Source organism: Nocardioides sp. SR21, from assembly GCF_022761125.1.
Classification (GTDB): Bacteria; Actinomycetota; Actinomycetes; order Propionibacteriales; family Nocardioidaceae; genus Nocardioides.
Genome location: NZ_JAKWJR010000006.1, coordinates 99,437 through 120,235 on the forward strand (window position 1 = coordinate 99,437; position 20,799 = coordinate 120,235).

17 protein-coding genes are annotated in these 20,799 nt (G+C 70.8%); 8 read left to right on the forward strand and 9 right to left on the reverse strand.

All coding sequences use genetic code 11. The features are described 5' to 3' along the window. Positions 1–224: 224 nt before the first annotated feature. Positions 225–1,514, forward strand: a complete 1,290-nt coding sequence (locus MJ604_RS12625) for a citrate synthase (protein WP_243058816.1) — start codon at positions 225–227, stop codon at positions 1,512–1,514. Next, the gene (locus tag MJ604_RS12630; RefSeq protein ID WP_243058817.1) at positions 1,514–2,146 is read left to right on the forward strand and encodes an HAD family hydrolase; all 633 of its coding nucleotides are present in this window, start codon (positions 1,514–1,516) and stop codon (positions 2,144–2,146) included. The genes MJ604_RS12625 and MJ604_RS12630 overlap by 1 nt, the downstream gene beginning before the upstream one ends. Here the strand turns inward: MJ604_RS12630 and MJ604_RS12635 are convergent. Then, entirely contained in the window at positions 2,118–4,658 is a 2,541-nt protein-coding gene (locus MJ604_RS12635; protein ID WP_243058818.1) for a choice-of-anchor A family protein, read from the reverse strand. The two genes, MJ604_RS12630 and MJ604_RS12635, sit on opposite strands and share 29 nt — an antisense overlap. Before the next feature lie 111 nt (positions 4,659–4,769). Then, a complete protein-coding gene (locus MJ604_RS12640; RefSeq protein WP_243058819.1) occupies positions 4,770–5,993 on the reverse strand; it encodes an MFS transporter in 1,224 nt (407 codons plus the stop codon). A 61-nt stretch (positions 5,994–6,054) separates the two neighbouring features. On the opposite strand from MJ604_RS12640, the gene MJ604_RS12645 reads away from it, so the two are divergent. Continuing rightward, the gene (locus MJ604_RS12645) at positions 6,055–6,579 is read left to right on the forward strand and encodes a MarR family winged helix-turn-helix transcriptional regulator (RefSeq protein WP_243058820.1); all 525 of its coding nucleotides are present in this window, start codon (positions 6,055–6,057) and stop codon (positions 6,577–6,579) included. 53 nt (positions 6,580–6,632) lie between these two features. Continuing rightward, positions 6,633–7,892: a S1C family serine protease gene (locus MJ604_RS12650; RefSeq protein ID WP_243058821.1), complete on the forward strand. Its 1,260-nt coding sequence runs from the start codon at positions 6,633–6,635 to the stop codon at positions 7,890–7,892. A gap of 92 nt (positions 7,893–7,984) precedes the next feature. Here the strand turns inward: MJ604_RS12650 and MJ604_RS12655 are convergent, their stop codons facing one another. The 3 genes from MJ604_RS12655 to MJ604_RS12665 are packed head-to-tail and all read right to left on the reverse strand — an operon-like array spanning position 7,985 to position 11,575. Next, entirely contained in the window at positions 7,985–9,001 is a 1,017-nt protein-coding gene (locus MJ604_RS12655) for a GNAT family N-acetyltransferase (protein ID WP_243058822.1), read from the reverse strand. Then, positions 8,998–10,692, reverse strand: a complete 1,695-nt coding sequence (locus MJ604_RS12660; RefSeq protein WP_243058823.1) for an ABC-F family ATP-binding cassette domain-containing protein — start codon at positions 10,690–10,692, stop codon at positions 8,998–9,000. The genes MJ604_RS12655 and MJ604_RS12660 overlap by 4 nt, the downstream gene beginning before the upstream one ends. 28 nt (positions 10,693–10,720) lie before the next feature. After that, on the reverse strand, positions 10,721–11,575 hold the full coding sequence (locus tag MJ604_RS12665) for a collagen-like protein (protein ID WP_243058824.1): 855 nt from the start codon (positions 11,573–11,575) through the stop codon (positions 10,721–10,723). Between the two features lie 114 nt (positions 11,576–11,689). Here MJ604_RS12665 and MJ604_RS12670 point away from each other — a divergent pair, with 114 nt between their 5' ends. The 4 genes from MJ604_RS12670 to MJ604_RS12685 all read left to right on the forward strand — a co-directional run bounded on the left by MJ604_RS12670 (position 11,690) and on the right by MJ604_RS12685 (position 17,144). Beyond that, positions 11,690–12,811: a dienelactone hydrolase family protein gene (locus tag MJ604_RS12670; protein ID WP_243058825.1), complete on the forward strand. Its 1,122-nt coding sequence runs from the start codon at positions 11,690–11,692 to the stop codon at positions 12,809–12,811. Positions 12,812–12,892: 81 nt separating this feature from the next. After that, entirely contained in the window at positions 12,893–14,251 is a 1,359-nt protein-coding gene (locus MJ604_RS12675; protein ID WP_243058826.1) for a hypothetical protein, read from the forward strand. A 10-nt stretch (positions 14,252–14,261) separates the two neighbouring features. After that, positions 14,262–15,230 carry a phosphatase PAP2 family protein gene (locus MJ604_RS12680; RefSeq protein WP_243058827.1) on the forward strand — a complete coding sequence of 323 codons (969 nt, stop codon included), beginning with the start codon at positions 14,262–14,264 and terminating at the stop codon, positions 15,228–15,230. 81 nt (positions 15,231–15,311) lie between these two features. After that, positions 15,312–17,144: a VCBS repeat-containing protein gene (locus MJ604_RS12685; protein ID WP_243058828.1), complete on the forward strand. Its 1,833-nt coding sequence runs from the start codon at positions 15,312–15,314 to the stop codon at positions 17,142–17,144. A gap of 14 nt (positions 17,145–17,158) precedes the next feature. On the opposite strand, the gene MJ604_RS12690 is transcribed toward MJ604_RS12685, so the two are convergent. From MJ604_RS12690 to MJ604_RS12705, 4 genes are all read right to left on the reverse strand, one after another. Further along, positions 17,159–17,575, reverse strand: a complete 417-nt coding sequence (locus tag MJ604_RS12690; protein ID WP_243058829.1) for a hypothetical protein — start codon at positions 17,573–17,575, stop codon at positions 17,159–17,161. A gap of 2 nt (positions 17,576–17,577) precedes the next feature. After that, a complete protein-coding gene (locus MJ604_RS12695) occupies positions 17,578–18,243 on the reverse strand; it encodes a GntR family transcriptional regulator (protein ID WP_243058830.1) in 666 nt (221 codons plus the stop codon). Positions 18,244–18,245: 2 nt separating this feature from the next. Further along, the gene (mgrA, locus tag MJ604_RS12700) at positions 18,246–19,289 is read right to left on the reverse strand and encodes an L-glyceraldehyde 3-phosphate reductase (RefSeq protein ID WP_243058831.1); all 1,044 of its coding nucleotides are present in this window, start codon (positions 19,287–19,289) and stop codon (positions 18,246–18,248) included. A gap of 311 nt (positions 19,290–19,600) precedes the next feature. Continuing rightward, on the reverse strand, positions 19,601–20,782 hold the full coding sequence (locus MJ604_RS12705; protein WP_243058832.1) for an HNH endonuclease signature motif containing protein: 1,182 nt from the start codon (positions 20,780–20,782) through the stop codon (positions 19,601–19,603). Positions 20,783–20,799 lie beyond the last annotated feature (17 nt).

Genomic DNA, 20,799 nt, shown 5'->3' on the forward strand with positions numbered 1-20,799 from the left:
GTCCCGCGGGTTGTGGAGCCACGCCTTCTGACGAACACTGCCCGGTCTCTCTCCGGGTCTGCACCCCGGTCCCGTGGCAGGGCTCGGAGCGCGGCAGGAGGCGCGACTGACAAGACTACGGGGCGGCTCCCGGCAGGGTCAAAAGCGCGCGAGCGCCACTCCCCGCGCTGTCCACGGACGGACCTGGTTTCACAGCCGCTGGTAAGGCCGACTAAGTTGGGCGGGTGACTGATTCTCTCACCGTGCGTGACAACCGCACCGGACTGGAGTACGACGTCCCGATCCTCGACGGCGCCATCAAGGCCGCGGATCTGGGCAAGATCAAGGCCGGCGACGACACTCCGGGCCTGGCGGTCTACGACCCCGGCTTCGTCAACACCGCGTCCTGCCGCAGCTCGGTGACCTACATCGACGGCGAGAAGGGCATCCTCGAGTACCGAGGCTTCCCGATCGAGCAGCTGGCCGAGAAGTCCAGCTTCCTCGAGGTCGCCTACCTGCTGATCAACGGCGCCCTGCCCACCAAGGCCGAGTACGACGCGTGGGTCCACGAGATCACGTACCACACGTTCGTGCACGAGAACGTGAAGTCGTTCATGCAGGGCTTCCGCTACGACGCGCACCCGATGGGGATGCTGATGGCGTCGGTGGGGGCCCTTTCGACGTTCTACCCGGACGCACGCAACATCAGCGACGCCGACAACCGGCACATGCAGATCGTCCGCATGATCGCGAAGATGCCGACCCTGGGCGCCTGGGCGTTCCGCCACGCGCAGGGCAAGCCGTACGTCTACCCGGACAACGACCTCGGCTACACGGCCAACTTCCTCTCGATGCTCTTCAAGATGAGCGAGTCGAAGTTCGAGGCCGACGAGCGCCTGGTCCGCGCCCTCGACGTGCTGTTCATCCTGCACGCCGACCACGAGCAGAACTGTTCGACCAACGCGGTCCGCTCGGTCGGCTCGTCGCAGGTCGACCCCTACTCCGCCGTCGCCGCGGGCGTCGGCGCGCTCTACGGCCCGCTGCACGGTGGCGCCAACGAGGCCGTGCTGCGGATGCTGCGCCGCATCGGCTCGAAGGAGAACATCCCCTCCTTCATCGAGGGCGTGAAGAACGGCAACGAGAAGCTCATGGGCTTCGGTCACCGGGTCTACAAGAACTTCGACCCGCGCGCGACGATCATCAAGAAGGCCTGCGACGACGTCTTCGAGGTCACCGGGGTCAACCCGCTCCTCGAGATCGCCAAGGAGCTCGAGAAGATCGCGCTCGAGGATGAGTACTTCATCAAGCGCAAGCTGTACCCGAACGTCGACTTCTACTCCGGCCTGATCTACGAGGCCTTCCAGTTCCCGCCGGAGATGTTCACGGTCCTGTTCGCGATCGGCCGGACGCCGGGCTGGCTGGCCCAGTGGTCCGAGCTGGTGCAGGACAAGGAGCAGAAGATCGCTCGTCCGAAGCAGATCTACACCGGTCCGCGGACGCTCGACTTCACGCCTGCCTCGGAGCGCTGGGCGTAATGCCCGACGCCGTGGTCTTCGACCTCGGCAACGTCCTCATCGACTGGCAACCGGCCCTCGCCATCGCGGCGGGGGTCGGTGTCGTTGAGGCCCAGAGCTTCCTGGACGCCGACGACTTCGACTTCATGGCCTGGAACCACCTCCAGGACAGCGGCCGGCCCTGGGCCGAGGGTGTCGCGGAGGTACGCCGCACCCACCCGCACTGGGCCGACCACGCGGCGGCGTACCTCGACCACTTCCCCGCCTCGCTCGGCGAGGTGCCCGGCACCGCCGACATCGTGCGTGAGCTGCACGCCGCGGGGATCCCGCTGCTCGGCCTGACGAACTGGTCCGACGAGCTCTACTACCCGTACGCCGCCGGGCGGTTCGAGGTGCTCGAGCTGCTCGACCACGTGGTGGTGTCCGGCGAGGTGAAGGTCGCGAAGCCGGACCCGCGGGCGTTCGAGATCGTCGCCGAGCACGCGGGCGTGCCGCTGGACCGCCTGGTGTTCATCGACGACAACCGCGCGAACATCGAGGCGGCGGCCGCGCTCGGCATGGACGCCATCCTGTTCACCGGCGCCGCGGAGCTGCGCGAGCAGCTCCGCGACCGCGGCTACCGGCTCAGTGCCGGACCTTCACGCTCCGCGTGACCGTCTTGCCCCGCGTCGGGTCGACGCTCACGGAGACCGTGTCCAGCTTGGCGATCTGCCGGGCGCCGGCGGCCGTGAGCTTCAGGCGTGCGGTCGACGCCTGGCCGGGCCGCAGCGCGACCTGACCCTTCGCCAGCACCGCTCCGCCACCGCGGAGGACGAGCGCGCCCTTGCCGGGCATCGACGACACGACCTTCATCGAGAACGTCGAGCCGCTCACCTGGCCGCTGCCGCCCGTCCCCGTCGTCGACGAGCCCGGCAGCACCGTGATCGTCGCGGTCGAGGAGTTGTTGTACTCGTTGGCGTCCGCGGACGCCGACGACACCGTGGCGGTGTTCGGGACGACCACCGGGTCGTCGGTGCCCATGCCCTCGGTCTTGGTCCGGTCGTGCAGGCAGATCAGGTCGAGCGTGGCCTGCTTGGCGCTCCCGGTGTCGTTGAAGATCCGGAACGCGCGCTCCTTGAGCCGCGGGTCGTTGCCGAAGTGCTCGAGGCCCGGCGGCAGGTCCCAGGTCGCCACGACTCCCTTGGCGTCGTCGGGGCAGGTCACCTTGAACTCGTCGCCCTCCTTGGCCGTGTGGCCGGGCACCGTGAACGTCTTCACCACGTGGGTGAACTTCAGGTCGTGGGTGTGGCCGTAGACCGGGCCGACGGTCGTGCGCAGGCAGCGCGCGCTGAGGGTGACGGTGGTCGGCACGTCCACGTCGAAGCCGAACGTCCAGCCGCGCGACTGCGCCTGGCTCCACTCCGAGGCGGTCAGCACGACACCACCGGCAGGCGCGTCGAAGCCGGGCGCGATCGGCATGGTGCCGGTCGGGCAGGTGAGCGACGCGGTGTGCGAGCCGGCGGCGTACGTCGCGGTCTGCGTGACCGGTGCCGGGTCGACGGACAGCGGGTGCTTGTGGCTGTCGCCGTAGCCGGTCTGGCGGTCCGCGGCCTCGGTCTCCTTCGGGAGGCAGACGATGAAGGCCTTGGCCTGCGTGCGGCCGAAGGCGTCGTTGCGGATGATGCCCTTCCACGAGCCCACGCCGAGGCCGGTCGCCTGCGAGCTGAGGATCTTCACGTCGTCGGCGATGGTGCCGGTGTCCTGGTCGACGTGGTCGATGCGGAAGTGGCCGTCGCTGAGGATGTCGCCGGCGTTGCAGCTCAGCGTCACGCTCTTCTGCTCGCCCGCCTCGAGGTCGACCTGCATCTCGACCTTGTAGGGCGTGAGCCAGTGGTAGGCCTGCGGGTGCGAGACCGGTCCGGCGCCGACGACCGGGTTGGCGACGACCTTGATCCACAGCGTGGTCGAGGAGTGCGCGGCGAGCGTGCCGAGGTTGCAGGTGACGGTGCCGGACGCCTGGGTGCACGGCGACTGGGCGGAGTCGAACGTGACGCCCGTGGGCAGCACGTCCTTCACGACCACGCCGGTGGCCGGGCTGTCGCCGACGTTCTCGACCAGCAGCGTGTACGTGACGAGGTCGCCACCGTGCGGGTTCGGGTCGGACGCGGTCTTGGTGATCTTCACGTCCGAGTCGCCCTGCGGCGGCGGCGGGCCCGGCAGGCACGGCGTGGACGGGAAGAGGTTGAAGTGCGTCTCCTTGGTGGAGCTGAAGCTCTTCGCGATCATCTGGCCGATCGTGTGGCCGGCGTTGCCCACCGTGACCGCGGCGTCGGGCGCGAGGACCGTGCCGGCGAACGCCGAGCCGCTGTTGATCTGGACCGAGGTCGCCTGCGGGAAGTTCCACAGGATGCCGGGCCAGCCGGCCGCGGAGTTCTGGCCGGGCTTCACGACGCCGTCGCTGGCCTGGTCCCAGTCGCCGGTGACGGGCCGCTTGATCAGCAGGTTGTTCTGGAACGCCGGGGCCGTGCCGCTGACGTTGACCAGCACCGTCGAGCCCTGCGGGACGTCGATGCCGACCTGCTTGCTGCCGAGGTCGGCCTGGCTGATGTTGAAGACGTTGAGGTCGGCGTTCGAGCCGGAGAGCACCAGCGTGACCTGGCCACCGGGCAGCGGGTTCGAGGTCACGGTCGTGACGGTGCCGGTCTGCGCCGCGTTCGCCCAGTCGGCGGACTTCGAACGCAGGTAGGTGAACGCCGGTCCGAAGCTGACCGGGTTGCTGGCGAGGTAGCTGCCACCACCATTGAAGTTCACGCCGGTGGGCGGGTTCAGGTAGGCGCTGCCGCGCTGGAGGTTGAAGGTGCCGTGGCTGCCGGCGACCACGAGGGTCGGCGTCGACGCCGGAGTGGAGACGGGCAGGTGCGACCCGATCGTGAAGCCGCTGCCGGCGAAGTTGCCGCCGTACGCGATCGAGCCCTCGGACTCCGCACCGCGGTTGCCGTCGGTCTCGATGAACTCGGTCCACCCGGTCGCGTCGCCCAGCGGGTTGCTCACGGTCGTGCAGACCGCGGGTGTCTGGGCGGTGGCGCCGGTGCCGGCGACCTGCAGCACGGTGACCGCGCTGCCGACGCAGAGCAGCGCCGCGATGGCGAGCGGAAGACGGGCCGCGCGGCGCGCGCGACTGGACACAGCCGATGACATTGACTAACCCCCCAGTTGGTCTGCACCGCCGACGGTGCCACGAACCAGCGTCCCACAGGCGGGAACGCCCGAATTTCGGGACTGCTGGACTGGACCGGGTCAGGCCTTGCGCTCGAGGTGCCGCACGTCCGGCGAGAGCAGCGCCAGCAGCGACGAGACGCCCATGATCGTCCCGACCACGAGCAGCCACGTGTCGAACCCGACGGCCGCGGCGATCGGGCCGGTCAACGCCAGGCCGATGGGCCGGGCGACGAACGAGCCGACCAGGTCGAAGGAGTAGACCCGCGCCAGCTTGTCCTCGTCGATGTTCTGCTGGATCGACAGGTCCCAGTTGACGCTGAAGATCTCCAGGCCGAGGCCGTGGAGGAACGCACCGAGGAGGATCGGGAGCAGGCTGTCGCTGAGGGCCATCGCGATCGGGAACGTCGCGGTCAGCGACAGCAGGATCGTCCCGACGAAGAGGCCGTGGCGCGGCCGCCAGCGCAGGCAGATCAACCCGCCCGTGACGAACCCGACCATCAGCGCGCCGAGCGCGAAGCCCCATGCCGACCGGCCGAACTCGTCGCCGATCACGATCGGCCCCAGGACGCCCTGGGCCCCGCCGTAGAACAGGTGGTAGAGCAGCGCCTGCCCGATCAGCAGCCACAGCCAGGTGTGGCGGAACACCTCGCGCAGCCCCTCCGCGAGGTCGGCACCCAGGGACGGTCGGATGCCCTCCGGGCGGGTGTGGGGGACGCGCAGCCGGCCGAAGGCCAGCGCGGCCACGACGAACGTCGCCCCGTCGACGGCGATCGCCCAGCCGGACCCCACCCCTGCGACGAGGATGCCGGCGAACGCGAAGCCGACGACCATGGCTCCGGTCTCCAGCACCCGGCGTACGGCGACCGCCGACGGCAGGTCCTCCGCGGGGACGGTGAGCCGGGTCATCGCCGACGACGACGGCTTGCTCAACGCGCCGAGACAACCGGTGACCGCGCCGATCACGGCCAGGGTCGGCAGCGTCGCCCAGCCGCCGATCAGCAGCACCGCGAGGAGAGCCTGGGTCGCCGCGCACGCGGCCGATGAGCCCTCCATCATCAGCTTGCGCGAGACCCGGTCACCGAGGACGCCACCGAACAGCACCGTGACGACGTCGGCCAGCGCGAAGAGCGCGATGACCAGCCCCAGGTCGCTCGCCGATCCGCCGAGGTCGAGGACGGCGAAGGCGAGCGCGACGGGGTAGATCGCGTTCCCGAGCGAGCTGGTCGTGGTACCGATGACCAGCATCCGGAAGTCCCGGTGCCGCAGCGGCCCGGTCCGGATGCTGGCGGTCGTCGTGCTCACGTCACCAGATTAATTCGCTGGCGAACTATTCGTCAAAGTAGAAGTCCCTACGATGGCCGCCATGAGCGAGGACTCGGCGGAGGACTGGGCGGACCGTCACGTCGCCCGCTGGCGCGACCACTGGATCGACGTCCCGTTCGACGACGACATCGAGGCGATCGTGGTCCGGATGGGCAAGCTGGTCCGGTACTTCAAGGCCGCGATGCAGGAGGCGGTCGCCGAGGTGGGGCTGCAGGACTTCGAGTACGAGACCCTGCACCTGCTGGTGGTCCGCGACACCCCGGGGCACGCCAGCCCGTCGGCCCTGGCCGTCGACCTGGGCATCAGCAACGCCGGGATGACCGGGCGGCTCGACGCCCTGGAACGGGCGGGCTGGATCCAGCGCAGGGCCGACGCCAACGACCGGCGCCGGGTCGGGATCGAGGTCACCCGCTCGGGCATGGACGTGTGGCGGCGCGCGATGGCGCTGCGCGGCCGGGCCGAGGAAGACCTGGTGCGCACGCTGCCACCGGGCGAGCGGGCCCAGCTCGCCCAGCTGCTCAAGGCGCTGACCCTGCAGCTGGAGGCCGACGAGGTTTCTTCGTAGCCCCCCAGGACTCTCTCAGCGAACACACAGCGACCCCCAGCACTGTGGTGGGCATGGATGAGCAGCCGACGACCCCGTACCCGACCCAGCCCCCGGGCTCGCCCTACAACTTCTCCGGCACGGCCCCTCTCGGGCCGCCGCCGGAGGGCCCGCCGGCGTTCGCGCAGCCGTCGTCGCTGCCGAGCTCGCGCAAGCACCGGCACACCGGCCTCGCCGTCGCCGTCCTGGCCACCGCCCTGGTGGTCGGCGGCGCGGCGGGTGTCGGCGGCGCAGCCGCCTGGAACACCGTGGCCGACGAGTCCGGCACCAACGGCGACTCCGCCAACGCGACGACCTCGCAGGTCGTGGACACGCCCGAGTCCGCCGCCGCGGACGGCACGGTCGAGCAGGTCGCGGCGAAGGTGCTGCCGTCGGTCGTGAAGATCAACGTGAGCGGCGCCGAGGGCGCGGGTTCCGGCTCCGGCATCATCCTCAGCTCGGACGGCGAGATCCTCACCAACAACCACGTGGTCGAGGTGGCCGCCGACGGCGGCGAGATCAGCGTCTCGTTCAACGACGGCACGACGGCGCCGGCCGAGATCCTGGGCACCGACCCGCTGACCGACACCGCGGTGATCAAGGCGCAGGACGTCTCCGGTCTCACCCCGGCCACCATCGGCAAGTCCAGCGACCTCAAGGTCGGCGAGGGCGTCGTCGCGATCGGCTCGCCGTTCGGCCTCGAGTCCACGGTCACCAGCGGCATCGTGAGCGCGCTGAACCGGCCCGTGGACGTCGGCTCGGACGCCGAGAACAACAGCACGACGTACCCCGCCATCCAGACCGACGCGGCGATCAACCCCGGCAACAGCGGCGGCGCCCTGGTCGACATGAACGGCAACGTCGTCGGCATCAACTCCTCGATCCGCACCGCGAGCACCTCCGAGGAGGCGGCCGGCTCGATCGGTCTCGGCTTCGCGATCCCGATCGACTTCGTGCTCCCGATCGTCGACCAGATGAGCAACGGCGCGACGCCGACCCACGCCCGCCTGGGCATCTCGGTCTCGCCGGTCACCGACGAGAGCGGCGCGGCGGTCGACGGCGGCGCCCAGGTCCAGGACGTCACCGACGGCTCGACGGCCGCGAACGCCGGCCTCGCCGAGGGCGACGTGATCACCAAGGTCGACGACGAGCTGATCACCAGCGCCGACTCGCTGGTCGCCACGATCCGGTCCTACCGGCCGGGCGACGAGGTGACCGTGACGTACACCCACGAGGGCGAGAGCAAGACCGTCACCCTCACGCTGGACTCGGACGCGGACACGTCCAACTCCTGAGCCCAGCCTCCAGGCTCCTTCTCTCCCCCGAGAAGGAAACCGGGCCCCACTGGTCGGAACCGTCTCCTGACCGGTGGGGCCCTTTGGCTTCCTCAGCCCAGCCGCTTCTGGAAGTCGCCGAGCCGGCCCGCCGGGCGGAACCCGAGCCGCTCGTTGACACCGATCATGTGCGCGTTGACCTCGGCGTTGAACGTCGTCATCTGGGTGATGTCGGGACGCTCGGCCTGCAGCAGCTGCAGGTTCGCGACCTTCACCGCCAGCCCGAGCCGGCGACCGCGGGCGTCGCCGCGCACGAGCGTGCCCCACTGGTACGCCTTGCCGGGCTCGTGGATGGTGGTCGCGAGGTCGGTGTAGGCGACGACCTCCCCGTCGGCATCGAGGGCGACGGTGTTGTACTTCGTCCGCCCCTGGCGGCTGAGCAGGGCCTCGGCCTCACGCATCGAGCCGACGTCCGCGCTCTCGGACTCGAAGTCCATCTCGCCGGTCGGCGCCTCGGTGATCAGCGTCGACGTCAGGCGCACCCAGCTCTCCGCGAGCTCCTCCGGCACCGGGCCGACCCAGGAGCGCAGCTCGTAGCCGCGGTGGTGGGGCGCGACCTCGGCCGCGAGCTCCTCGAGCACTCCGGCCGCGACCGGGAGCGCCAGCCGGCGCTTCACCTCGGCCAGCCCGAGCGTGTAGCCGCGGGCGCGGGCGAACTCGGCGCCGGACTCCCCCGCACCCTCCGGCCCGGCGTCGTACCTCCAGCACGCCATCGCCTGCATCACGCCCCGGCCGCGGGCCCGCGCCTCGCGCTCGAGCTCGGCCAGCATCGCGGACGCGTGCCCCTGGCGACGATCGTCCGGGCCCACGTGGACCGCGACCTCGGCGGTCTCCAGGTTGTCGAGCAACGGCGTCTCGAGGCGGCCGGCCGCGACGACGCGACCGCCGGCCCTCCCCACGAAGGCGTCCGCGCGGCGGGCGGCCCTCGGCTGGAGCGCCACCCGCATCTCGTCGCGCATCCACGGCGACGCGGCGTCGCCGTCGGCACGCTCGGCGGCGAGGTAGACGTCGTAGAAGGCGTCGTACGTCGCCTGGTCGTCCGGGTCGACGCGCTCGATGGTGAGGCTCATCGCGCCCGCTCCACGCGGCCCTCGTCCCACACCGGGCCGTCGGACTCGTAGACCTCACCGTCCGCGCCGTACACGAGGAAGCGGTCGAACCCGCGCGCGAACCAGCGGTCGTGCGTGACCGCGAGGACCGTGCCGTCGAAGGCGTCCAGCCCGGCCTCGAGCGCCTCCGCCGACTGCACGTCGAGGTTGTCGGTCGGCTCGTCGAGCAGCAGCAGCGTCGCGCCGGACAGCTCGAGCAGCAGGATCTGGAACCGGGCCTGCTGCCCGCCGCTCAGCGACTCGAACCTCTGCTCGCCGGCGTGCGCCAGCTCGTAGCGGTCGAGCACGCGCGCCGCCTGCTCGCGCCCCATGCCTGCACGACCGTTCGGCGAGCCGTCGCCGCGGTGCAGGATCTCGAGCAGCGTGCGGCCGATCAGCTCGGGGTGCTCGTGGGTCTGGACGAACCAGCCCGGACGGACGCGAGCGCCGAGCTTGGCCTTGCCGGTGTGCCGCACCGGCTTGATCTCGATGTCCTCGACCGGGCGGTGCTCGACGTCGGGATCGCTCCCGCCGATCGCCAGCAGGCGCAGGAAGTGCGACTTGCCGGAGCCGTTAGAGCCGAGCACGGCGACGCGCTCGCCGTACCAGACCTCGAGGTCGAACGGCTTCATCAGCCCGGTCAGCTCGAGGTCCTCGCACACGACCGCGCGCTTGCCGGTGCGGCCGCCCTTGAGCCGCATCGTGACCTGCTGCTCGCGCGGCTGCTCGGTCGGCGGGCCGGCCTCCTCGAACTTGCGGAGGCGGGTCTGGGCGGCGCGGTACTGCGACGCCATGCCGTCGTTGTACTCGGACTTGATCTTGTAGTGGAGCACCAGCTGCTTGAGCTTCGCGTGCTCCTCGTCCCAGCGCTTGCGCATCTCCTCGAAGCGGAGGAACCGGTCGCGGCGGGCGTCGTGGTACGACGCGAACCCGCCCGGATGGGTCCAGACGGTGTTGCCCGCGTGGCCGAGCTCGACGGTGACCACGCGGGTCGCGGTGTTGTTCAGCAGCTCGCGGTCGTGGCTGATCATCAGGACCGTCTTGTCGGACTCGCGGATCCGGCCCTCGAGCCAGATCTTGCCGGGGACGTCGAGGTAGTTGTCGGGCTCGTCGAGCAGCAGCACCTCGTCCGGCCCGCGCAGCAGGAACTCCAGCACCAGCCGCTTCTGCTCGCCGCCGGAGAGCGTGCTGAGCGTGCGGTACTTCGCGCGGTCGTAGGGCAGCGAGAACGCGGCCATCGTGCAGACGTCCCACGTGACCTCGACGTCGTACCCGCCGGCGTCGGCGAACTCCGAGAGCGCATGGGCGTAGGCCATCTGCGTCTTCTCGTCGTCGCTCTCCATCAGCGCCAGCTCGAGGCGGTCGACCTCGGCGGCAGCATCGCGGATGCGTGGTGGCGAGACGCTCAGCAGGAGGTCGGCGACGGTCGGGTCGTCACCGAGCCCGGCCCCGACGGCCTGCCGCATCACGCCGAGGCCCCCGGAGCGGGTCACCGCGCCGGCGTGCGGCACCAGGTCGCCGGTGATGATCCTCAGCAAGGTCGTCTTGCCGGCGCCGTTCGCGCCGACCAGCGCGACCTTGGCACCCTCGCCGACCCGGAACGACACGTCGTCCAGCAGCACTCTCCCGTCCGGCAGCTCGTACCGGACCCCTGCGACGTCTACGTGTCCCACATCAGACGATTGTCCGTGATCCGCGCCGTCAGATCACCTGCTTTACGCCCACCCGGGTGAGAACGATCGAGGCGTTGACGGGGTCGTACGACCCTCCATCGCCCGTGAGCGAGATGGTGCCGGCGCCGCTGTTGCGGAGTGCGACGGCATCACCGGCATCGAGCTGGACCAACAGCTCACCGGAGACGGTTCCGGCGCCGGACTGGAACTCGGCGCCCGGGACCTCGAACCCGTTGACGGTGAGGCCGATGGTCTTGGCCGCGGCGCTGGTGACGGCGACATCGATCGAGTAGACGCCGTCCTCGAAGACGTAGATCTCCTCGTAGGTGGCGGCGACACCGCTGTCGAAGCCGTTCCAGCGGAACGAGACGTTCGCTTCGGGCGCGACGTCCTGGTCGGTCGTCGCGTAGCGGTAGGTCTGGACCCACGCCGCGTCCATCGCGTCCGCGCCGGCCGGACCGGTCGCACCCGGCGAACCGCTCGGGCCGGCAGGCCCGCTCGGACCGGTCATGCCCGGCGCCCCGGAGGGGCCCGCGACACCCGGCAGGCCCCGCGGGCCGGTCAGACCCGGCGCTCCCGACGGACCGGGGGCGCCCGACGGACCGGCCTCGCCCTGCGCACCGGCCGCACCCGCGGCCCCGGTGGCTCCAGCAGGACCGGCCACGTTCCACGTGACCTTCGTCCAGCCACGCGGGCACGGCCGCGCCCCGTCGCCGAGCTTCATCGCGTCGGTCTTCTTGTTCACGCAGGCCGAGATCGTCTGCGCGTCATCACGACCGCCGTGGGCCGCCACCCCCACCGCTGCGGCGGCTCCGCCGGTGACCAGGACCAAGGCGAGCGCGGGAGCAGCGTGGCGGCGGACAAGAGCGATCGGCTTAGGCATGGAGGTCCTCGATGTGGTCGTGGAGACGGCTGACGGCATGCCCGAGAACGTCGGACTCTAACTGAGGACGGCGTTTCGGCTCCGTGGTCGTCTCACCGCAGCTAGCGTGCGACCGTGACCACACTTCGCCGCACCATCGCGGTCGTGCTGACGACCGCGGTCCTCGCCGCCACGCTCCTCGCCCCGACCTCACCGGCCACCGCGCAGCAGGCACCGCCGCTGGGCCCGACGAGCTACTCCGCGAACGGCAAGTACGCCGTCGGCGAGCGCACGGTGAAGCTGCCGTCGGGCGTCAAGGTCGAGCTCTGGTACCCCGCTCGCAAGGCGGACGTGAAGGGCAAGAAGATCGGGGAGTACGACGTCGCCGACTGGCTGCCGGACTTCCTCAAGTCCCAGCTGCCGCCGGGCGTCGAGGTGACCTACCCCAGCGGCGGCGTACGCGGCGTCCCGGTCGCGCCCGGCAAGTTCCCGCTGGTCGTCTTCAGCCACGGCTTCGCCGGCTTCCGCACGCAGTCGTCCGCGTTGACGGCCGCCATCGCGTCGTGGGGCTTCGTCGTGGCCGCACCGGACCACCCGAGCCGCAACCTCACCAAGGTGATGTTCGGCCCGGCCGGCACGACCACGGACGTGGAGGACCTGCAGGACACGATCACCATGGTCGCGAAGCAGAACAAGACCAAGGGCTCCTGGCTCCGCAAGCACGTGCTCATGTCGCAGATCGGCGCGCTGGGCCACTCGGCCGGCGGTCGGGCGGTCGAGAGCCTCGCCTCGGTGGACAAGCGCGTCGACACCTTCATCGGGATGGCCCCCGCCCACGACCCGGAGCTCGCCCCCGTCCAGAAGCCCAGCCTGGTCATCGCCGCCACCGGGGACGGCATCATCAGCCTGGACAAGATCGAGGCGACGTACGAGACCATGGCCGCGCCCAAGCGGATCGTGGTCACCAACGGCGGCCACCTGGTGTACAGCGACCTGTGCGAGGTCGGCTCGGCCGAGGGCGGGCTGCTCGAGATCGCCGAGGCGGTCGGCATCACGGTGCCGCAGAACCTGATCCCGCTGGCGACCGACGGCTGCTACGAGCCCGCGCTGGCCCCGCCGCTGGCCTGGCCGGCCGTCCAGCACGTCGTGGTCGCGCACCTGCGGCGGGTGTTCGGGACCGACGCCACGGACGCCGCGTTCACGGGTCTCGTCGAGGCGTACCCGGGGATCGTCACCGACAGCCGCAGCGCGCAGTAGCGCTGCCCGGTCGTGTGGGCGGGCCGTGAGCCCGCCCACACAACCGACCATCGATAGTTGTCTTTGTCTATCGTTTTAGTCGTGATTGGACTCGCTGCCGCTGCCACCGCCCTCGCGCTGCTGCTCCCGGGCGCTCCGCCGGCCAACCCCCACGCAGGACCCGACGGCACCGCGACCATGCACGGCGACAGCGGTTCGTCCGACACCACGCCGTACGCCGGACCGGGCGCGAACCCCGAGACGCCGGTGGCGATCCCGCTCGGCGGCGTGTGCCCGACGATCCTCGCCGGGTCGGACGGGCTCCCGCTGGCGCTGTGCACCGGCTACCTCGACCGGGCGCCCGACCTGCACCTGCTCGACCCGGAGACCGGCCGGCCGCTCGCGAGCCTCCCGCTCGAGAAGGGCAGCCTGCTCGGCGGTGTGTACGCGTACGTCGACCACCGCGACCGCCTGGTCACCGTCGACGGCTCCGGCGCGATCCTGCTGATCGCACACGACCAGAAGGGCCCGGGCGGAGCCTGGCGCCTGGTGGTCCAGCGCCGGATCCCGATCGAGGAGACGGTCACGACGGTCGCGCCCGGCTACGACGGCCGGATCTGGTTCGGCACCGCCGACGGCCGCGCCGGCTGGGCGGATCCGCGCACGAAGGAGGTGCGCGCCCGCACCCTGGGGACGCGGCCCGAGATCGTCGCGAACAGCATCTCCACGAGCCCCGACGGGACGTCGGTCGTGACGGACCGGGCGACGTACCTGCTGACCGCGAAGCGCCGCGGCGTGCGCATCGAGTGGCGGCGCGGCTACGACCGCGGGCCGGCGCGCAAGCCCGGCCAGCTCAGCCACGGCAGCGGCGCGACGCCGACGTTCTTCGGCCCGCGCACCGGGCACGAGTACGTCGCGATCACCGACAACGCCCGGCCGCGCGAGCACCTCATCGTCTACCGCGCGGGCTCCGGCGCGACGCTCTGCAAGGTCCCGATCTTCGACGCCGCGAGCAGCGGCACCGAGAACTCGCCGGTCGGCTGGCGCAACCAGGTGTACGTCGCCAGCACGTACGGCTACCCCTACCCCGCGACCCCCGACGGCGCCGGGGAAGCCGACCCCGCCAGCGCCGACTTCGTCGGCGGCATGCAGCGCTTCGACATCACCGGCGACGGGTGCGAGCTGACCTGGTCGCGGCCGACCCGCTCGGCCGCGGTCCCCCGGCTGGCGCGTGCCGAGGGCGTGATCTACACGGTGACCCGCTCGGACGCGCAGGCCTACGCGCTGGCGCGGATCTCGCCGCGCACCGGTCGCGTCCTCAGCGAGACGACGCTCGGGGTCGGGCCGCTCGCCGACACCCTGCAGATGGTGGGCACGATCCTCCCGGACGGCACCCTCCTGCAGGGCAGCATCGGCGGCCTCTCGGTGGTCCGGCCGCGGGCGGTACGGACGCCCTCCTAGAATCCCCCGCATGACCCGGGGAGCGGAGGACGAGGCGCAGGCGCCTGCCGTCGAGCACGCCCGACCGCTGCCGTACCCCCGCACCCGCCGCAAGGTCCGCGCGGTCGCGATGGGCGCGTACGCCGCGGCGCTCGTCGCGTGGTCGCTCACCCTCGGGCTGCCGAACGACACCGTCCAGGTCTTCCTGTGGCTGTGGCTCGGGACCGTGGCCTGGAACGTCGAGGCGCGCCCGCGCTACCACCTGAACTTCCTCAAGGACTGGTGGCTGCCGGTCCTCGGCCTGATCATCTACTTCTTCAGCCGCGGCCTGACCGACGAGCTCGGGCTGCCGGTGCACGTGTACATGCCGATCCACTTCGACGAGTGGCTCGGTGGCGGGATGACGCCGACCGAGCGGCTGCAGGACGCCTGGTGCGGCGATCCGTGCCTGAAGGAGAGCGAGCCGCGCTGGTACGACGCGCTCTTCACCACCGTCTACGCCACCCACTTCGTGACCGGGCTGACCATCGCAGCGGTGCTGTGGGTGCGCAACCGGGCCGAGTGGATCAAGTGGATGCGCCGCTACCTGCTGATCAACTTCGGCGCGCTGGCGATCTACATCCTCTACCCGATGGCCCCGCCGTGGATGGCTTCCGAGGAGGGCTGGCTGGGCGCCGACGTCGCCCGGCTCACCAGCCGCGGCTGGCGCGACATCGGGCTGGACCGGATCGACCTGATCCTGCACGGGGTCGGCAACCCGGTCGCGGCGATGCCGTCGCTGCACGCCGGCATCACGTTCCTGATCGCGATCTACGGCATCCAGCGGCTGCGGTCGCCGTGGCGCTGGCTGCTCGCGCTGTACCCGCTGGCGATGTCGACGGCGCTGGTCTACATGGGCGAGCACTACGTGATCGACGTGATCGCCGGCGCGGCGCTGGCGACCGCGGTGCTGGTCGGGTGCCAGCTCTGGGAGAACAGCCGGGACCGAATCCGTATCTGATATACGAAATGTTTCGCAAAATCCTTCCAGATTGTGCGAAATGCTGACACGGTGAGGGCCCCGATCCCAGGAGGAGTCCCCGTGATCCGACCTCGCCGCGTCCGTGCGATCGCCGCCGCCGCAGCCGTCGCCAGCCTCGCCGCCGTACCCGCCGTGATGTCAGTCGGCGCCGCCGACGCCGAGGTAGCGCCGGCGGTGGACGACACCAGCGCGACCGACCCGACCTTCACCCGGCACGACATCGACGCCGCGGCCCCAGGCGCGGCGTTCACCTCGGTGGGCGAGGTCTTCGCGGGCGAGAAGGACATCGTGACGAGCGTGTGGGGGCTGTTCGAGGCCGCCCGCCCCCTGGGTCCCGGCGCGCTGAACATCTACCGCCCGGGCGCGAACCTCGACGACTGGACGACGATCAACGTCTTCGGCCCTGAAGAGGACATCTGGATGCCGAACGCCACGACGGTCACCGACGTGGACGGCGACGGCGACAACGACCTGATCGTCCCGGCCGGCCACTTCTTCGGAACCGACACCTCGATTCCCGCGGAGCAGCGCATCCTCAGCGGCAGCATCACCTGGTGGGAGAACAAGGGCACCGACCAGTTCACCCGCCACAACGTGATCACCGACCAGGGGCCGGCCTACCACGGCGTCCAGTACGTCGACCTCGACGGCGACGGCTTCAAAGACATCCTGACCGTCGCCGAGGAAGCGCGAGCCGCGGGCAACCAGGGCGACGACAGCCTCGAGACCCAGGTGTTCCTCGGCAGCGCCGATCTCACCTTCACCGGCCCGATCGCGCTCGCGGACGTCGGTGGCAGCCAGCCGGTCGTGGCTGACGTCGACGAGGACGGCGACCTCGACATCATCACCGCGCGCTACTTCGACCCGCTGCGCGGCTCGGGCGGCGGCCAGTTCCCGGCCCCGAGCTACCTGTGGATGGAGAACACCGACCAGGACGGCACGCTCACGTCCGCGGACTTCGCGGTCCACACGATCGCGACGGTGCAGGAGACCAGCTTCGGGTTCCAGATCCAGCCCGTCGTCGGGTTCCGCGAGCCCGGCAAGGTCTCGTGGATCGCCACGAACCACGCCAACCGGTGCACCTTCTCGCTGCTGCTGCCGCCGTTCGCTGCGCGCGAGCAGGTCATCGAGTTCGTCCCGGGCGACGACATCCGTGCTCCGTGGGAGGCGATCACGCTCTCGGACCCGGAGACCCCGGTTCCGCCGTGCCCGGCCGACTACCTCAGCAACCGCGACAACTACCCGACCTGGACCGACGCGATCACCTCGCGTCCCAGCCCCGGCCAGGGCGCTCCTGGCACCTTCGGGTACGGCGACATCGACGGCGACGGCGACATCGACCTCGGGGTCTCCGGTGACGGCGACCGCCGGCTGTGGTGGATCGAGCAGCAGGCCGACGGCGGTACGACGCTGCACCGGCTGACCGCGGAGGGCGAGCACTTCGGCCAGTCCGGTGGCGGCTGGGTCGTCGACTTCAACAAGGACGGCGTCAACGAGCTGGTCTTCAGCTCCTGGGACCAGGGCACCGTCGCCATCTGGACCCGCACCGGCACCGTCACCCTGCCGCGCACCGTCGACAGCAAGCTGTCGGTGACGCCGGCGAAGTCGACGGTCAAGGCGGGCAAGAAGGGCACCTGGACCGTCAAGCTCACCGGCGCGGAGGACGGCCCGAAGCGCACCGTCAAGGTCGTCTTCGACCCGGCCAAGGGCAAGAACGTCTCGGTCGGCAAGGTCGTGGTCGGCCCGGCCGGGTCCGCGACCCTGAGCGGCAAGCTCACCTGGAAGCCGAAGACCAACGGCAAGCTCGTGTTCACGTACGCCGGCACCACGGTGTCCGACGTGCTCAGCGACACGGCCGCCACGGCGACCGCGAAGGTGACGGTCAAGAAGTAGGCAGCGGGGTGTGGCTACGCGGCCCGGCGACGGGCCGCGTAGCGCGCACCCAGCAGGATGTGCACGCCGATGCCGGCGAACATCAGGATCGTCAGCCAGGTGTGCAGCGGCTCGTTGTCGAGGTTCGTCTGCGACGCCCAGATGACGACACCGAGCGCGTAGCCGAAGTAGATGTGGAACACCTTCAGCGTGCGCCGCGGCCGGACCAGGCCGAACACGTACACCGACAGCAGCAGGTGCGTGGTGTTGAGGCCGACCACGAGCACGACCAGCACCGCCGCGAGCGTCGTACGGTCGCCGGAGAGGTAGTGGACGGCGGTGGCCGCGACCATCACCGGCAGCAGCACCCAGCCGACCTTGCGGTTGATCGCCCCGGCGCGTTGACGCCGGCGCAGCGCCAGCACCGACGGGTGGGGCGCGACGGTGGTCATCGTCAGCTCCCGAGCACGTCCGACCCGAGGTCGTCGACCAGCCGGGCGACCTGCGACCAGATCGACCCCAGCGCGACGACCGCGCTCTCCACGTCGCGGTCCTCCATCGAGGCGATCAACGCGGACTGGAGCGACACCTGCAGCGCGAGGTACTCGAACGGGTCGAGCAGCCGCACCAGCCGCTGCAGCCGTGGCAGGAGCGCCAGCAGCGCGTGCGCGAGCTCGGGGCTGCCACACCGGTCGAGCAGCTGCCCACCGAACCGGTCGGACTCCTTGAACGCCAGCACCAGGTCGCCACTGCGGTAGGCGAGCTCGAAGTCGAGCGCCGTACGACGCAGCGCGGCGACGTCCCCGGGCACGTAGCGCGGCATCCCCCAGCGCAGCACCTGCTCCACCAGCATCCCGCCGACGCGCAGCACGTCGGCCGCGGCCGCGCGGCTCAGCGGCGCGACGGACGCCCCGCGGTTGCGCTCGACGACGACCAGGCCCTCGGTGGCGAGCTGGGCGAACGCCTCGCGCAGCGGGGAGTTCGAGACGCCGAAGCGCTGCATGATCGCCTCGGTGCGCAACGGCTCCCCCGGCCCGAGCCGGCCCGCCATGATGTCCTCGCGCAGCGCGACCACGACGTTCTCGCGCAACGCGCCGTGCTCTCGCGCAACGGACGTCATGGCTACTCCTCGGTCTGCTTGGCCCACAGGTTGATGCCGGCCTCCACAGCATCCTCGTCGATCAGCCGCAGCTCGTCATCCGAAAGTGGCGGGAACGTCAGTGCGTCCAGGTTCGTGTCGAGCTGCTCGACCGAGCTGGCTCCGAGCAGCGCGCTGGTCACCCGCCGGTCTCGGATGGCCCACTGGATCGCCAGCTGGGCGAGCTTCTGCCCGCGCCCCTCCGCGATCTCGTTGAGCTTGCGGACGTGCCGGAGCCTCGACTCCTCGAGGTGGTCCTGGCCGAGCGACGACCCTTCCCGCGCAGCCCGCGAGTCGGCCGGGACGCCGTCGAGGTAGCGGTCGGTCAGCAGCCCCTGTGCCAGCGGGCTGAACACGATGCAGCCCATGCCCTGGGCCTCGAGCTCGTCGAGCAGGTCCTCCTCGATCCAGCGGTTCAGCATCGAGTACGACGGCTGGTGGATCAGCAGCGGCGTGCCGAGGTCGCGGGCGATCGACGCCGCCTCGTTGGTCTTCGCGGCGGAGTACGACGAGATGCCGGCGTACAACGCCTTGCCCTGCCGCACCGCGTGGTCGAGCGCCATCATCGTCTCCTCGATGGGCGTCTCGGGGTCGAAGCGGTGGCTGTAGAAGATGTCGACGTACTCCAGGCCCATCCGGCTCAGCGACTGGTCGAGCGATGCCAGCACGTACTTCCGCGACCCGCCGCCCTGGCCGTACGGGCCCGGCCACATGTCCCACCCGGCCTTGGTCGAGATGACCAGCTCGTCGCGGTACGGCGCGAAGTCGTCCTTCAGGTAGCGCCCGAAGTTCTCCTCCGCCCGGCCGTACGGCGGCCCGTAGTTGTTCGCCAGGTCGAAGTGCGTCACCCCGCGGTCGAACGCCCGCCGCAGGATCGCGCGCTGGTTCTCCTCCGACCGGTCGTCCCCGAAGTTCTGCCACAGCCCCAACGAGATCGCCGGCAGCTTCAACCCGCTCCGCCCGGTGAACCGGTACTCCATCCCCGTCGTCTCGGTGTCGTAGCGGTTCTCGGCTGCCTCGTAGCTCATGTCCTCGATCCTGCCAGTTGGCGCGCCACCGCCGGTGTCTCGGTGGTCGAGGCGCACGCGAAGGAGTCTCGGAACCACCTGCTTGTGGCGCCCGACGGCCCGCGCGGACTACGGAGGCCAGGCGGCTTGCGGGTTCGTGGGCGGTACCGGTTCCTTGATTTTCGGATAGCGGGTCACCGCGGTCTGTGGTCACCGGAAGGTGGTGACGGCCGCTGCCGGCTTGCGGGTCCGCTCGGGTCGACCGTTGTGGTCACCGTTGAGAGAACACGACATGACTGTTGCCCCGCCGGCCGTGGTCGGCGGGGTGGGGGTCAGCGGATATGTCGGTCGACGCGGACGTGGTAGCTGCAGCCGGTCGGGCTGGTCCAGGTGAAGGTCCGTGGGCCGGTCCGCCGGTAGGTCCAGGCGGTGAAGGTCTTGACCCGGTGGTGGTGACGACACAGGGGCGCGAGATTCCGGGTGGACGTCCGGCCGAGGGGGAACTCGGTGATGTGGTCGTTGTCCGCGGAGCGTGACCGGCGGCTGCAGCCGGGGAACACACACCGCGGGAACGTCAGCACGACCTGCTCCTGTTGCCGCTCGGTGGGGGCGTAGGCGTCGGTGGCGAGGTCCTCGTTCAGGTCGAGCACCGGCCGGACGGTCACCGTGGTGCCGGCCTGTTGGCACCACTGCTGGACCTGCTCGGGGGTGACGACGGTGCGGGTGTTCTCGACCTCGACCATCCGGGAGTCGGCCTGGGCGTGGGTGTAGATCACCACCTCCCGCTCGGCGTCGCTGTCACCGCTGCCGAGCATCCCTGCGGCGATGGAGCGGCGGACGTCGATCGGGAGTGCGGGGTCGAGGGTGGCGGCCTTCGCCTTCAGGTTCTCGTCCAACGCGACCGCATCGGCGAGGTCCATGACCCCGGCGACGGGGACCTGTCCGGTCGAGGTCACCTGGCGCCAGTAGAACGTGAGGTGCCGCTGCTCGGCGTCGGCCAAGCGGCGTTGTTCGGCAGCGGCCGGGTCGAACTCGGCACGCGCTGCTTCGACGGTCCGCTCGATCTGGGCGAACGTGCACGTGTGCAGGACCGGCGCGAGCGCGCGGTCCACGAACGCCGCCGCGTCCACCGGCAGGGACTTGGTCTGCTGGGCGACCTTGCGGGCCTTCCAGGCGGCCACCTCGCCCGCACCGACGCGTGCCCAGGTGCGCGGGAGCCGGTGCGCCAGCTCGACCGCGTCCCCGATGAACACGCGGCCAGCGTCGGTGTTCATCCCGACCGCCAGGGCGAACTCCGCGATGGAGAACTCCGCGACCGTCGGGGCGCCATCGCCGGCGACCTCGAGGTCGCGCTCCTCCCAGGACCGGGTCTGGTCCACGACGTCGCCCGGGTTCAGTGCCGCCCACTCGAGTGCCTGTACGAGCTGCTCGGCCTCGAGGTCGGCGATCGCCGAACGCGTCGCGCGGGCAGCCGCCAGCACCAGTTCGGTGCGGGTGGTCGTGGTGGCTGCCATATCTCAACCCAAGCAGG

Excerpts from the sequence above, each read along its gene's own strand:
- MJ604_RS12705 (WP_243058832.1), bottom strand. The coding sequence starts at position 20,782 with ATGGCAGCCACCACGACCACCCGCACCGAACTGGTGCTGGCGGCTGCC.
- MJ604_RS12665 (WP_243058824.1), bottom strand. The coding sequence starts at position 11,575 with ATGCCTAAGCCGATCGCTCTTGTCCGCCGCCACGCTGCTCCCGCGCTC.
- MJ604_RS12645 (WP_243058820.1), top strand. The coding sequence starts at position 6,055 with ATGAGCGAGGACTCGGCGGAGGACTGGGCGGACCGTCACGTCGCCCGC.
- MJ604_RS12680 (WP_243058827.1), top strand. The coding sequence starts at position 14,262 with ATGACCCGGGGAGCGGAGGACGAGGCGCAGGCGCCTGCCGTCGAGCAC.
- mgrA (WP_243058831.1), bottom strand. The coding sequence starts at position 19,289 with ATGAGCTACGAGGCAGCCGAGAACCGCTACGACACCGAGACGACGGGG.
- MJ604_RS12655 (WP_243058822.1), bottom strand. The coding sequence starts at position 9,001 with ATGAGCCTCACCATCGAGCGCGTCGACCCGGACGACCAGGCGACGTAC.
- MJ604_RS12695 (WP_243058830.1), bottom strand. The coding sequence starts at position 18,243 with ATGACGTCCGTTGCGCGAGAGCACGGCGCGTTGCGCGAGAACGTCGTG.
- MJ604_RS12630 (WP_243058817.1), top strand. The coding sequence starts at position 1,514 with ATGCCCGACGCCGTGGTCTTCGACCTCGGCAACGTCCTCATCGACTGG.
- MJ604_RS12690 (WP_243058829.1), bottom strand. The coding sequence starts at position 17,575 with ATGACCACCGTCGCGCCCCACCCGTCGGTGCTGGCGCTGCGCCGGCGT.
- MJ604_RS12650 (WP_243058821.1), top strand. The coding sequence starts at position 6,633 with ATGGATGAGCAGCCGACGACCCCGTACCCGACCCAGCCCCCGGGCTCG.